Genomic DNA, 13,260 nt, shown 5'->3' with positions numbered 1-13,260 from the left:
GCCTTGGCGCGCGTATCAGACGATCTCTTGCTCGCGGCACAGTCGGGTGACCGGCACGCGCTGACGCAGCTCTTGGTGGCGCTGCAGCCGGACATTCGACGCTACGCCCGGCGCCTTTGCTACCGCGCTTCGGTTATCGAAGATGTGGTGCAAGAAGCACTCATCGTCGTGTACCGGCGCGTGGGCACGATCCGCAGTCCAGCCGCACTCGCCGGCTGGCTGCTGACCGTCATCGCGCGCCTTTGCATGCTGCCGGCGCTGATGCTGATGCGCGGAGTCGAGGAGCTCGCCAGCCTGGAAGAGTCACGCGAGCTCGCAAAGGTCCCGCCGGACGAGTTGCGCATAGACTTGGTCAATGCGATCGAGTCGCTTTCGCCGTCACATCGCGAAGTGCTGCTGCTGCGAGATCTCGAAGATCTGACGATTTGGGAAATCGCCGGGCGGCTCGGCGTGACGCGCGAAGCGGCCAAAAGCCGCCTGCGCCGCGCCCGCGCACTGGTGCGCGAATACCTGCTCGGCACAAAGGACAGCGGACGAGAGAGTACATGAATTACTTTCGTGGAGTTGGCATGTTCGGGAGCGCCTTCCTGGGCGCACACCTGATGCGCGGCGCAGCGGCGGCGGCGCTACTCGCTTGGGCCATCGTCGACCAGACCGCGCACCCTTGGCTATCCCTGGGCGCGGGCGTTGCCGCCCTCGTTGCGCTACGCGGATGCCCGATGTGCTGGACAATGGGCCTGGTCGAGACGCTTTCGCAAGGACGTCGCGATTCAACCGCTGAACGCGCTGACCGGACATAGCTGCATTAACATTGCGACCGGACGGGAGGACGCATGTCGAAGATCACAGCAATCCTGGGTTCCGCGCTGTTTTTCCTCGTTGCACCGGCGATGTTGGCGGGCGTCATCCCATGGTCGATCACGCATTGGGAATTTCGGCCACCCTTTTTAGCCGCCGAAGCGTCACGCTTGGTTGGGCTCGCGTTGATTATTGCCGGCGTGCCTGGATTGTTAGATTCGTTTGCGCGCTTTGCGTTGCAGGGTCTGGGCACGCCCGCGCCGATCGCGCCACCACGCAATCTCGTGGTGAGCGGATTATATCGCTATGTGCGCAATCCGATCTATGTTGCAGTCGTTGCCGTCATTCTTGGTCAGGCGGTGTTATTCGCTGACTGGCATCTCCTCGGCTACGGCGCGTTGATCTGGCTCTTTTTTCACATTTTCGTAATTGCCTATGAGGAGCCGACGCTCCGCGAAAGCTTCGGAGCCCAGTATGAAAACTATTGCGCCAGTGTGCCGCGCTGGCTTCCCCGACTCACTCCGCGAGCCGTCTAACCGATTTGATGCTCGGTGAGGTCGAAACGTCTGACGCCTGGGGACCGCAGCTCGCAAGTTTTTTTGCTCTATCGCCTCCAAAACTACGACTGCACCTGTTCTGCCCTCGGCGTGGCGAGAGCGGCTCAATATCTTGCGGCCGAAGCGAACGGGATCGGTAAAAGGGTCCAAAGCAGCACGGTACTGCGGAAGCTCATTCGGTACCGCAACGCAGTACCGAGAAGAGGTGCCGTGTTCTAGATGGCTGGGAAGCCTTCCGAATAAGTACTTGAAATAAAAGGAAAATGCCTAGAATGTTGGATTGAAATCTCTGTCGGCCCAAAAACAGCAACCACTTATCGAGAACGAAAAGCGAAATAACATCAATATGTTATCGCATCGATTTGCATTGCCCCATGATGGATTGGCGCGAGACTTCAAGTTTTTCAGTGGTTTAAGAGGCGTCGTGTGCACGACGTGTGCACCGGGAGATCAAGAAAAATCCAGTATCAGCCAGCATCTGCAGTCTTTGTCGGGTGTCGCGCGATGTCTGCGTGAGAGCGGGCGATGCGCACAAAATGAGAAGCCACGACATCTCATCTCGGTGATCTCTCGTCTAATAGGTCGCCCGCCCTCCGGACAAGTCGAACACGGCTCCGGTTGAGAACGAGCACTCGTCGGAGGCGAGCCAGGCGACCATGGCGGCCACTTCTTCGGGGCGACCGGCGCGCCCCAACGGAATCTTGGCCAGCACGTTTCGGTAAGCGTCCTCCGACATCTGCTTGACGAGATCGGTGGCGATCACGGCCGGCGCGATGGCGTTGACGCGAATATTGGTGTTCGCCAGCTCCTTGCCAAGAGATTTCGTCAGTGCGATCACGGCGGCCTTGGCTGCGGAGTAGCCGGTCATGCCGGCATTGCCTTCCTTGCCGGCGATCGATGCCAGGTTGACGATGTGTCCGGCATTCTGCCGTCGCATCGGCGCGATGGCCGCCTTGCAGCACAGAAAGGTGCTGGTGAGATTGACGTCGAGCACGCGTTTCCAATCAACGAGACTGTAATTCTCGATGTTGACTGTGGGGCCGGTGATGCCCGCGGCATTGACCAGCACGTCGATCCGGCCGTAACGAGCGAGCAGGCGCGCCATCGCGCCATCGACAGCGGCCTCGTCGGTGAGATCGAGGCGTTCGTCGGCACGGTCAGCCAGATCCCAGACGACCACGGTTGCGCCGGCGCCAGCCAGCCGCGCGCCAACGGCCTGACCGATGCCGCCGCAGCCGCCCGCGATGACGGCGACACGCGATGAGAAATCGAGTCCGGTCATGCTGTGGCTTTTCCTTCCGCGGCCTCGGCCACGATCCGGCGGGCCGCAGCAAGCGCACGCCGGCTCCATTCTTCCGCACCGAGCTTGGGCAGCCATTCGTCATTCGGGATTTCAATGCTCAGCGGCAGGTCGCCGGGCAGTGCACGCACGATTCCGCGCAAATCGATGCCGCCGTCTCCCGGCAGCAGCCGGGCGCATCGCGCGGTGCGGATCAGCTCTTCATTAGTTGCAGGAATGCCAGCCGGCGCGTCGCAAAGCTGGGCATAGCTGAGGAGCTGTCGCGGCAGGCTTACGATGTCGTCGAGCGAGGTCGCCGAGCGTGCGGCGTGCAGCGAGTCGACCAGGATGCGTCCGTTCGGCTCGCCGGCATTGGTCACGATGCGCAGCGCCGCCTTTGCGTTTCTTACCGCGGTCCACGGCATGAATTCAAGATCGGCGGTGAGGCCATAGGGCGCCGCGGCACGGCAGAACGAGGCGAACGACTCCGTCAGGCGCGCTTCATCCGGATCGTCACCGGCGACCAGAATGGCACGCGCCTTCAGTCTGCCGGCGGTCTCGAGGAACGGGGCGAAGTGATCGGCCTTGAAGTCGGCACCTAACCGCGCGATCTCGACGTCGAATATGGGCACGCCGGTGTCGTCGATCCGGCGAATGGTCTCGCGCAGCATCGCGGCGTCGGTCGGGAGCGGCGAGAAGTCGCCGCCGGGCGCCGCGGGCGCGATGCGAACGCCGATCGCCTGGTAGCCGAGCTCGTTGGCCAGCATCACGGCGTCGGGCGGCGCCAGTGGGGTCGAGGTGAGATAGGCGAGCGAATAAATGTGCGTCATGGCGATCGCCTCAGGCCAGCGGCGAGATGGCGGTCGGCAGCGCGATGACCGAGCGCATGTCGCCGGTCAGCCAGTCGGGCCCGCCCTTCGGCGGCCAGACACCCTTGGCGACAGACTCGGCGCGCACCGCGGCGCGGGCATCGAGGCTCGCGAACGGCCAGATATGGGTGAACCGCGGCGGCCCGTCGAGCGAATACATGGCAATCGAGAGCGGCGACAGCCTGACGCGCTCGGGTATTGCGGCTTCCCATGCCGCGATCGTCGGCGCGACACCGCCATGCTTGAGCCGATAGGTGCGGATTTCATAGACGCTGCCATACTTACCCGGCGTCACCTGAGGCAGGAACGGGAACGGCGCATAGGTGTCGAAGTTCATTTGCGTGATGGCTTCGCCGGCGCCAAAGGGATTGGACGAGCGCAGCGCGCGTTCGCGCTCGCTGCGCCAGGCCTCGTGATCGGCAAAGGAGCGCAGCACCAGGAGCTGATTGAGGTCGCTGAGCTCGCTGGCCCAGCAGCCGAGCAGGGTGCCCTTGGCCTCGGATGCTTCGACATATTCGCCAATACCGGCCACGGCCTTCGCCGCGGCTCCGAGCTTCACCGTCAGTGTTGCGATTTCGTAGAGCATGTTGTCTCTCCTTTCGGTCATGCGGCTGCCGACCTGTTGTTCTTGAGCGGAATTCCACTGGCGTGATGCGCGGCGATGTAGCCGAATGTCATGGCCGGACCGAGCGTGATGCCGCCGGAGGGGTAACGGCCGGCCATGATGCTCGCCATGTCGTTGCCGACGGCATAGAGGCCGTCGATCGGCCTGTGTTCGGCATCGAGCACCCGGGCGTGCTCGTCCGTGTCGAGGCCTGCGAACGTGCCGAGACTGCCGGCAACGATCTTCACGGCGTGGAACGGGCCGGATTCAATCGGTGCGACACACGGGTTCGGCTGATGCGCCATTTCGCCCTGCACACGATTATAAGGCGTGTCGCCGCGGCCAAAGGCGGGATCCTCGCCGTGCGCGGCAAAGCCGTTATAGCGCTCGATCGTCGCGCGCAATCCGGAAGCCGAGATGCCGCAGGCAATGGCAAGCGCCTCGATGCTCGCGCCTCGCTTCAAATAGCCATTGCGCAGCCAGGGCGTGATCGGGAACGGGATCGGTCGAACGCGGCCGAGCCCGTAACGCCTGAGAAATTTTGCGTCGCAGATCGCCCAGGCCTCCGCCGACTGGCCCGCGGGCGTGGCGGCAAACAGCGCCTTCATCACGTCGTGATAGGAATCGGCCTCGTTGGCGAAGCGCGTTCCGTCGCTGCGCACCATGATCAGTCCCGGCTTGGCGCGCTCGATCAGATGTGGGAAGCGGCCGACCGAGCCGTCGCGATGCGGCACCAGCGACACCGGCGCCCAGGCGCCATTGTCGGACAGATCGGTTCGCGTTCGTCCGCCGGCGGTCTCGCCGAGGTGGATGCCGTCGCCGGTGTTGCTCTCCGGCGCCGCCGACCAGTGTTCGCGGCCGGTCGGCGCATGCGGAAACATGACGGCCTTGCGTGCGGTGTCGTGCGGGAAGCCGCCGCAGGCGAGGACGACGCCGCGCCGAGCGCGGATGTCGAGCGGGGTGCCGTCATGGATGACACAAGCGCCAGTGATGCGAGCTCCCTCGGACAGCAGCGTCTGTGCCGGAGCCGCAGTCATGATCCTGACGCCGAGATCGTCGGCGGATTTCACCAGCCGCGCGATCAGCGCATTGCCGTTGACGAGATGCATGCCGCGGCCGAAGCGCAGCATGTCGAGCAGGTGACGGGCAAGGCGGCGCGCGACGTGGAGGAACGAGGTCAGCGACGAATGCGCGTTGAGGAAGTGCCGCAGATCCGAGCCTGAGGCGATCCCCATGCCGAAAGGCGAGGTCTCGTCGAGCGGCGGCTTGAGATCCCGGATGCGCGGGCCGAGCGCGCGGCCGTCGAACGGCGCGGCGCAGACCGAACGCCCGCCGGTGGCGGCGCCCGGTGTCTTGCCGTGAAAATCCGGGATGGCATTGCCGTCGATGAAGGCAAGCTGCGTCTCGCTGCTGAAGAAATCGACCATGCACGGGCCCTGATCGAGAAACATCTCGATGCGGCTCTGGTCATATCCCTCGGCCAGCTCGTTGCTCAGATAGCGCTTCGGCTGGTCATGCGGTTCGACGATGCCGGCGCCCAGCGCGAGCGGGTTGCGCGGAATCCACATCCAGCCGCCGGACCAGGCGGTGGTGCCGCCGAGCTGCGCCTCTTTCTCGACCATCACGACGTCAAGGCCGAGCACGGCGGCAGTGACCGCCGTGGACAGGCCACCGGCGCCCGAGCCGATGACGAGCAGATCGCAGTCGAGGCGTTGACCGTTGTCCATGAAGGTCTGTCTCTCGCCCCGCTCAGGCGGCGTTGCGCGCTTGCGCATCGCCGAGGGCATGGCGCACCGCGCGATACGCGAAGGTGATGGCCGGGCCAATGGTGATGCCCGGTCCGGGATAGGTCCCGCCCATGATGGAATTCGCTTCGTTGCCACACGCATAGAGCCCCGTGATTGGCCGGCCGTCGTCCCGCATCACTTGCGCCCATTCGTCGATGACAAGCCCGGTCGCAGCACCGATATCGCCGGGATAGAGCCGCACGGCGTAATAGGGCGCAGTCATGATCGGACCAAGCGTCGGATTAGGCCCGACCGAGGCATCGCCGTTGACCCTGTGATAGGGCGTGGTGCCGCGGCCGAATTCGTCATCCTTGCCGCTGGCGGCATAGCGGTTCATCGCGGCGATGGTGGCTTCGAGGCTGGCCGCGGGCACGCCGATCTTGCTGGCGAGTTCCGCAACCGTCGCGCCCTCGGTCAGGTAGCCGTCGGCGAGATAGGGGGCGAGGTTGCCCGTCCCCATGCGCACCATGCCGAGACCGTACTTCTTCAGGCCGACCGCGTCGGTAATGATGAAGCAGGGGATGCAAGGCACGGTCTTGTTGTGCTCGAACATCGCGCGCCCGAACAGGTGATAAGAGACGGATTCGTTGACGAAGCGTCGTCCGGTCTGGTCGACACAGACGGTGCCGGGCTTGCTTCGGTCCATGACGAAATGCGGAAAACTCGCCGTGCTGCCGTCGGCGCGGCGCCGGATCGAGACAGGAGCCCAGAACGCGCTGTCGAGATTGCCTTCGCCAAGACGCGCCCCAAGCCGCAACGCGATGTCCTGCATGGCGCCGGTGTGGCCCGGTGCCGCCGGGCTGTGGCTCTCGCCTTGCGGCAGCAATTCGCCGCGTCGCTGCGGGTGCCTGTTGAACCCGCCGGCGGCCAGCACGACGCCGCGTGTCGCAGCGACCTGCCGCGTTGTGGTCCCCGAGCTGAGCTTCACGCCGGTGACGGCGCCGTTCTCGGTCACGAGGTCCTGCACTTCGGTCCGGAGCAGAATGTCCACGCCGCGGGCGTTCAGCGATGCGAGGAAACGGCCGATCAGCGCGTTGCCCATGACGAGGCGCGATCCGCGCCGGCCCTTCAGCTTGTCGCCGGCGTAGTGTGCTAAGATCTTGGCCGCATGAGCAAAGGAACGCGCCGACTTCTTGATAGCGAGGAGGTGGCCGATGTCGGTGCGATCGACCATCATGCCGCCGAAGATCGTGAACTCCGGAATCGGCGGGCGAATCTTGTCGAGGTCGGCGCCAAGTTCGCGGCCGTCATACGGGACCGGTTCGAGTGCGCGGCCGCGCATGGTCGCGCCCTCGAACTGCTGCTCGTAATCGGGATGGGTCGCATAGGGACGGAACTTGACCTCGCTGTTGGCCTCGAGGGTCGCGACCGCCTCCGGCGCGCTGTCCAGGAACGCCTCGCGCATTGCGGCGGGCGAATGGTTGCCGACAACGCCGTCGAGGAACTTGCGGACCTTCTCGCGGCTGTCGTCGGGATTGACGGTTTTGGAGTGATGCGAGTTCGGCATCCACGTGGTCGCGGCCGACAGCGCGCTTGTGCCGCCGACATGTTCGGTGCGCTCCACCATGAGCACCTTGCGGCCCTCGATCGCTGCGAACAGGGCGGCCGCCATGCCGGCCGCTCCGGAGCCGATCACGATGAGGTCGTAGCTTTGTGAGATTGCGTCGATGGTCTTGAACATGGCGCTCAACTCGATCCGTCGCGTACAAGCAGGAAGTCGATCATCGAGCTCTGCAGTGCATTGTACATGTCGGTGCCGGTCGAGGTTGGACACCCCAGACCTCGCGCCGCCGCGACAAGCGGGGAGACCGCGGGGCTGGTGATGACGCAGCCGACGAACGTGCCGGGATTGAGCTTCGAGACGTCGACCGGCAGCGGATCGCCGGCTTTCATGCCAAGCGGCGTTGCGTTGGCGACGAGATCAAAAGCGGACGGATCTGCCGAGCCGGCATGGATCTCGGCGCGGCGCAGGGTCGCCAGCTTCGCGATCAACTGGTCGCGGCGGGTGATGTCGTTGTCGTGAATCGCGAGCGAGCGAACCCCGGCCTCGACCAGCGCCATGGCGATGGCCGAACCGGCACCGCCAGCGCCGACCAGCAGCGCGCGCTTGCTGGAGGGATCGCCGCCATTGGCGCGCACCGCGCCGACGAAGCCGAGCCCGTCGACGATGTCGCCATGCCAGCCGCCTTCGGGCCGTCGGCGCATGATGTTGACGGACCCGAGCAGGCGGGATCGTTCGGTAGAGCTGGCACAGAACTCGAAGCAGGCGAATTTGTGCGGGACCGTCACGATGATGCCGTCTAGATTGCGGATCTCCGTTGCAGCGGTCAGAAGGCCCTTCAGATGGACTCCGTCGACCTGAACGGGAACGAGAATTCCGTCATAGCCGCGATCGACGAAAGCCTTGGTGACGCCGCCGGGCGACTTCACCTGTGCGATGGGGTCACCGACAATGATGTTGAGGCGGGTTGCCCCGGTCAGGTTCAGGCTGATCATCTTTTTTCTCTTGTTGTTAAGCCGCTCCGCGGGCCTGAGCTGATTCGGTCTGGACGACGCCAAGCAGCCGGGCCTGCAATTCGTGATCGCGTTCGAGGATCATCGCGTCGCCGCTGAAGGAGATCTGGCCGTTCACCAGGACATAGGCGCGATCGACGATGGGAAGGACGAGCTCCGCATGATGCTCGACAATGACCATGGCCACCTTGCCGCGCAGCTTGATGAGCGCATCCATGACCTCCTTGACCACGGCCGGCGCAAGGCCTTCGAAGGGCTCATCGAGCAGGATCAGCTTGCTCGGAACCATCAGCGCACGCGCGATCGCGACCATCTGGCGTTCGCCGCCTGACAGGCTTTCGGCCTTGGCGGAACGACGTTCGCGCAGGCGCGGAAACAGCTCGAACACCGCATCCAGTCCGAGGCCGCCCGGGCGCGCCGCGAGCTGCAGGTTTTCGATGACGGTGAGGTTGGGGAACAGTCTGCGTCCCTCCGGCACCAGCGAGATGCCGAGCCGGTTGATCTCATAGGGCTTGAGGCGTGCAAGCGGCCTGCCTTCTAAGACGATATCGCCGTTGCTGATGGTCAGCGTCCCGCAGAGGCTGCGGAGCAGCGTTGTCTTGCCGACGCCATTGCGGCCGAGCAGGGCGACGGCTTCGCCAGCGTGCACGGTGAGGTCAACGCCTTCGAGCACCGTGCTGCCGCCGTAGCCCGCGGAGACGCGGTTAGCCTCGAGTAGGACCGCGGCGCGGGCATGCGCGATGCGCTCGATCGCCGGAGGCGCGGCCTGCGCGCCGTCCTTGGCAGCTCCGAGATACGCCGCGATGACGTCGGGATTGGCGGCGATTTCCGAAGGCTTGCCGTCCGCGATCATGCGTCCCTGGTGCAGCACCGAGATGCGGTCGGAGATCGCGAGCACGCGGTCGATGTCATGCTCGATCAGCAGCACGCCGTGGGTCTGCGCGAGCTTTTTGATCAGGTCGGCGACGATGACGCGGTCGGCCTCCGCAAGCCCCGCCAGCGGCTCGTCGAGCAACAGCAGCTTGGAATCGATCGCAAGCGTGATCCCGATCTCGAGCAGCCGTTTGGCGCCGTGCGGAAGATTGACGCATTGCTCGGCTGCAACGTCGGCAAGACCGACGGCATCAAGGATGGACCATGTCCGGGCGTTGATTGCGTCCAGGGCATAGGCATCGGCGAGCAACCGGCCCGATCCCTTGCGCTGGGCCTGCACTGCCACGCGGACATTCTCGAAGACGGTCAGGTTCGGGAAGATCGACAGGATCTGGAACGAGCGTCCGATGCCGAGGCGGGCACGCGCATGCATCGGCAGTTGGGTCACCTCGGTGCCATCGAACACGATGCGCCCGCCGCTGGGCTTGAGCGCGCCGGATAGCATGTTGAAGAACGTCGTCTTGCCGGCGCCGTTCGGTCCGATGATGCTGTGAAGCACGCCGCTGCGGACCTCGAGGTCGATGCTCTTGGCTGTCACCAGGCTGCCGAAATTCTTGCTCAGCCCGAGCGTCTGAAGCAACAGCTTGCCGCGCTCGAACCCTGCCGCGCTGCTGGCAAACGGGGCGATGACGGCAGGGCGCGGCGGGATATCGGGGCGCACGAGCGTCCAGCGCTGCCGGCCGAACAGCCGCTGCCAGAGACCCTGCATGCCCTCGGGGGAGGTTAGTGCGAACAGCATCAGGATCGGCGCGAACACCAGCCACCAGTTCTCGGTGATGGCCGACAGGCGGTCTTCGAGCAGGATGAAGGCGATGGCTCCCCACAGCGGCCCTAGGGCGTGGTGAACGCCGCCGAGCACGGTCATCAGCAGGGAATCGCCGGCGTGTTGCCAGCTCAGATTGTTGGCGTAGACGCCCTCCAGCATCAGGGTCAGCAATGCGCCGCCGAAGCCGACGAAGGTGCCGGTCAGGATCAATGCGCCGTGACGGAAGCGGTGGACGTCATAGCCGAGACTGCTCGCGCGCTGTTCATTATCGCGGATCGCCTGCAAGACGCGGCCAAAGGGGGAATGCGCGATCCGCCACAGCAGCCAGATACAGGCCACGGTGACCGCCACCACGAAGACGTGAAACGACCACGCGCTGGTGAAGCTTGTGCGCTGAACGCTCTGCAGGCCGTTCTCGCCGCCGGTCACGGCCGTCCATTTGAACGCGATCTCGAAAGCAATCTGGGAGAAGGCGAGGGTGAGCAGCGAAAAATACAGGCCCTTGCGGCGCAGGATGATTGCCCCAATCGCGAGCGCGAGCAGGGCCGAGAATGCCGTTGCGAACAGCAGCGAGACGAGGTCGTTGCCGTAGCGTCCCAGGACGAAGAAGGCTGCCGCATAGCTCGCGCAGCCGAAGAACACCGACGCGCCGAACGGCACGAGGCCGGTGTAGCCGACGAGCAGGTTCACGCCGGCACCATAGAGGGTGTAGATTGCGATCTGTGTGATCAGCGAGATCGGCGAGCCGAGCAGCGACCAGAGCGCGGTCAGCGCCGCAAGGACGAGGGCGGCGACGAACGCCGGATGACGTAGCGCAGACAGATATGTCACTCGAACCTCTCCCAGCGTTCACCGAACAGCCCGCGCGGGCGGATCAAGAGGATGGCAGCCATCAGGATGTACATGGCGGCTCCCGACCATTCCGGCTGGAACTGGATGGTCATGGCCGTGGTGATGCCGACCAGGAGGCCGGCGACGATGGCGCCGAGGAACGAGCCGAGACCGCCGATGGTCACGATCACGAAGGCGGGCATGATAGCGCCGGCGGCCATCGACGGCGTGATGGTCCAGAGCGGCGCCGCCAGCAGTCCGCCGAGGCCGGCGAGCAGACAGCCGATGCTGAATACACCGGTGAAGACGATAGGCAGGTTGATGCCGAGCAGGCCGACCATCTCCGGATCGCGCGATCCGGCGCGGATGATCCGGCCGTAAGGCGTGTAGGCGAGAAACGCCCAGAACAGCACGAGTACGAGGACCGTTGTGGCCAGCACGAACATCCGGTACTTCGTGATCAGGATAGGACCATATTCGACAAAGCCTGCGAGGAACTTCGGCGCGGCGAATGGCACGGGAGCGCCGCCGAAGACCAGCCGCAACACCGCCTCTGCTAACAGCGCGAGGGCGAAGGTCAGGATCAGTCCGAGCAGCGGCTCCTTGCCGTAGAGATGCCGGATCAGGACCATCTCGACGACCACGCCGATCAGGCCGGTGAGGAGGGGAGCCGCGAGCGCGGCCCACCAGCCGAATTCCTTGTTAAGAGCATAGGCGAGATAGGCTCCGATCGCGAAGAAGGCGCCATGGGCGAAATTGACGATGCCGAGCATCCCGAAGATGATCGACAGGCCGATTGCGATCAGCACGTAGAGAAAGCCCAGCACCAGGCCATTGACGGCTTGCGACAGGATCATATCGAGCATGGCGTCATCCGTTGTTGGGTCGCCTCGCACGATGCAGCAGCCATCGGCCGCGACACCGCGCGAGGCTTTGAAACGACGTCAGAGCGTGTCCATCTTGCAGGCGCTATCGGCCTTCGTACCAAAGGCCTTGGCGATATCGTCCGGCGTCTTCGGCAGTTCGGCCTTGACGTCGAAATAGTCCCACTTGTCGGTGATCTTCGGATGGATGCCGGCAACCAGGAGGCGGCTGATCATCTGGTGATCAAAATCCCGGTAAGCGAGATCGATGTCGCCGCGGTGGTACTTCCAGTTCTCGAGCGCCTGGACGATGGCGCCCGGGTCGGTCGATTTCGCCATCTCGATGGAATCGAGCAGGCTCTTCATGCCGAGCCAGCCCATCCAGGCCTTGTCGGCGGCCGGCCTGTTGTACTTCTTCTCATAGGCCGCCGCCATCGCCTGTTCCTCGGGCGTGTTGCTGGGGTTTTTGTACCACCAGCTAAGAGTGAACAGGCCGTCGGCAGCTTCGGGTCCCACGCCCCACAAGTCGGTATTGCCGACCGCGATCTCCGCAAAAGGAATCTTGCCCTTCATGCCGAGTTCGTTCCACTGCTTGAGGAACGTCGTGAGGTCGCTGGCGGCAATGCCGCCGATCACGACGTCGGGCTTCGCAGCGCGAATCTTCAGGATGAACGACGAATAATCCGGTGTACCGACCGGGACTTCGTCGGCGCCGACCACCGTGCCGCCATTGGCGGTGATGTAGTCGGTGAAAGAGCGCTTGATGTCCTGGCCGAAGGCATAGGACGCGGTCAGCAGGTACCACTTCTTGCCGATCGACGCGCAATAGGGCGCGAGGACGCGGGCATGCACGTCAACGGGCGGCTGGAGGCGGAACGTATACTTGTTGCAGGACTTGCCGGTGAGGTCGCCGGTGGCGGCATTCGCGGCGACGTAAGGAATCTTGGCCTTCTTGGCGACCGACGAGATCGCAAGTGCGAATGAGGACAGCGCGCCGCCGACCATGCCGACGACCTTCTGCTCGCCGACCAAGCGCTCCGCGCTCTGCTGGGCGCCCTGCGGATTGGGCTCGTCCAGCCAGACGATCTCCGCAGGCCGTCCCAGCAGCGTGTTGTTGCGTTGTTCCAGCGCGAGCATGCCGCCCTGGGCGAGATATTCCGCTTGATCGACGATCGAGCCGGTCTTGGCCCAGATCATGCCGATCTTGATCGGCTCGGCGGCGGCGGCATTGCCGATATAGGGCATGCCGAGGCGCGATGCGGCGAGCGATGTGGCGCCCAACAGCAATCCGCGTCGGCCGATACGTAACCCGGTCGTTGCGAGCGTCTTCTTTTCAGTCATTTTCGATCCTCCCCTTTCCCAAAAACCAGTCATTGCCGGTCGGCCGTACATGCGGCTCTTGCCGAAGGCCCTAACACGACTGGAATTGAATTCCAATATCCAAAATTGAAAATTGGAA

11 protein-coding genes are annotated in these 13,260 nt (G+C 64.2%); 2 read left to right on the top strand and 9 right to left on the bottom strand.

Annotated features, from left to right (window positions below; genetic code table 11):
- The first annotated feature begins 3 nt into the window (after positions 1 to 3).
- Both NLM27_RS17515 and NLM27_RS17510 read left to right on the top strand, forming a co-directional pair.
- A complete protein-coding gene (locus NLM27_RS17515; protein ID WP_254144491.1) occupies positions 4 to 549 on the top strand; it encodes an RNA polymerase sigma factor in 546 nt (181 codons plus the stop codon).
- A gap of 284 nt (positions 550 to 833) precedes the next feature.
- Positions 834 to 1,334, top strand: a complete 501-nt coding sequence (locus NLM27_RS17510) for an isoprenylcysteine carboxylmethyltransferase family protein (RefSeq protein ID WP_254144490.1) — start codon at positions 834 to 836, stop codon at positions 1,332 to 1,334.
- 595 nt (positions 1,335 to 1,929) lie between these two features.
- Here NLM27_RS17510 and NLM27_RS17505 read toward each other — a convergent pair.
- The 9 genes from NLM27_RS17505 to NLM27_RS17465 all read right to left on the bottom strand — a co-directional run bounded on the left by NLM27_RS17505 (position 1,930) and on the right by NLM27_RS17465 (position 13,142).
- Positions 1,930 to 2,637 (bottom strand): SDR family NAD(P)-dependent oxidoreductase, encoded by a 708-nt coding sequence (locus NLM27_RS17505; protein ID WP_254144489.1) that lies wholly within the window; start codon positions 2,635 to 2,637, stop codon positions 1,930 to 1,932.
- The gene (locus NLM27_RS17500) at positions 2,634 to 3,464 is read right to left on the bottom strand and encodes a sugar phosphate isomerase/epimerase (protein WP_254144488.1); all 831 of its coding nucleotides are present in this window, start codon (positions 3,462 to 3,464) and stop codon (positions 2,634 to 2,636) included. Before NLM27_RS17500 ends, NLM27_RS17505 begins: the two co-directional genes overlap by 4 nt.
- Positions 3,465 to 3,474: 10 nt before the next feature.
- Positions 3,475 to 4,089, bottom strand: a complete 615-nt coding sequence (locus NLM27_RS17495) for an NIPSNAP family protein (RefSeq protein ID WP_254144487.1) — start codon at positions 4,087 to 4,089, stop codon at positions 3,475 to 3,477.
- A 17-nt stretch (positions 4,090 to 4,106) separates the two neighbouring features.
- On the bottom strand, positions 4,107 to 5,834 hold the full coding sequence (locus NLM27_RS17490) for an FAD-dependent oxidoreductase (RefSeq protein ID WP_254144486.1): 1,728 nt from the start codon (positions 5,832 to 5,834) through the stop codon (positions 4,107 to 4,109).
- A gap of 22 nt (positions 5,835 to 5,856) precedes the next feature.
- Positions 5,857 to 7,575, bottom strand: coding sequence for an FAD-dependent oxidoreductase (locus NLM27_RS17485; RefSeq protein WP_254144485.1), 1,719 nt, complete (start codon positions 7,573 to 7,575; stop codon positions 5,857 to 5,859).
- A 5-nt stretch (positions 7,576 to 7,580) separates the two neighbouring features.
- On the bottom strand, positions 7,581 to 8,390 hold the full coding sequence (locus NLM27_RS17480; protein WP_254144484.1) for a shikimate dehydrogenase: 810 nt from the start codon (positions 8,388 to 8,390) through the stop codon (positions 7,581 to 7,583).
- A gap of 16 nt (positions 8,391 to 8,406) precedes the next feature.
- On the bottom strand, positions 8,407 to 10,938 hold the full coding sequence (locus tag NLM27_RS17475; RefSeq protein ID WP_254144483.1) for an ATP-binding cassette domain-containing protein: 2,532 nt from the start codon (positions 10,936 to 10,938) through the stop codon (positions 8,407 to 8,409).
- On the bottom strand, positions 10,935 to 11,804 hold the full coding sequence (locus NLM27_RS17470; RefSeq protein WP_063675901.1) for a branched-chain amino acid ABC transporter permease: 870 nt from the start codon (positions 11,802 to 11,804) through the stop codon (positions 10,935 to 10,937). Before NLM27_RS17470 ends, NLM27_RS17475 begins: the two co-directional genes overlap by 4 nt.
- 78 nt (positions 11,805 to 11,882) lie before the next feature.
- The gene (locus NLM27_RS17465; RefSeq protein WP_254144482.1) at positions 11,883 to 13,142 is read right to left on the bottom strand and encodes an ABC transporter substrate-binding protein; all 1,260 of its coding nucleotides are present in this window, start codon (positions 13,140 to 13,142) and stop codon (positions 11,883 to 11,885) included.
- Positions 13,143 to 13,260: the final 118 nt, after the last annotated feature.

Source organism: Bradyrhizobium sp. CCGB12 (assembly GCF_024199845.1).
GTDB lineage: Bacteria > Pseudomonadota > Alphaproteobacteria > Rhizobiales > Xanthobacteraceae > Bradyrhizobium.
This window is presented reverse-complemented; position numbering and strand designations above follow the sequence as displayed.

What these genes read in the sequence shown, in the direction of transcription:
- NLM27_RS17465 (WP_254144482.1), bottom strand. Translation starts at nt 13,142, where the DNA reads ATGACTGAAAAGAAGACGCTCGCAACGACCGGGTTACGTATCGGCCGA.
- NLM27_RS17470 (WP_063675901.1), bottom strand. Translation starts at nt 11,804, where the DNA reads ATGCTCGATATGATCCTGTCGCAAGCCGTCAATGGCCTGGTGCTGGGC.
- NLM27_RS17510 (WP_254144490.1), top strand. Translation starts at nt 834, where the DNA reads ATGTCGAAGATCACAGCAATCCTGGGTTCCGCGCTGTTTTTCCTCGTT.
- NLM27_RS17490 (WP_254144486.1), bottom strand. Translation starts at nt 5,834, where the DNA reads ATGGACAACGGTCAACGCCTCGACTGCGATCTGCTCGTCATCGGCTCG.
- NLM27_RS17495 (WP_254144487.1), bottom strand. Translation starts at nt 4,089, where the DNA reads ATGCTCTACGAAATCGCAACACTGACGGTGAAGCTCGGAGCCGCGGCG.
- NLM27_RS17480 (WP_254144484.1), bottom strand. Translation starts at nt 8,390, where the DNA reads ATGATCAGCCTGAACCTGACCGGGGCAACCCGCCTCAACATCATTGTC.
- NLM27_RS17500 (WP_254144488.1), bottom strand. Translation starts at nt 3,464, where the DNA reads ATGACGCACATTTATTCGCTCGCCTATCTCACCTCGACCCCACTGGCG.
- NLM27_RS17485 (WP_254144485.1), bottom strand. Translation starts at nt 7,575, where the DNA reads ATGTTCAAGACCATCGACGCAATCTCACAAAGCTACGACCTCATCGTG.
- NLM27_RS17505 (WP_254144489.1), bottom strand. Translation starts at nt 2,637, where the DNA reads ATGACCGGACTCGATTTCTCATCGCGTGTCGCCGTCATCGCGGGCGGC.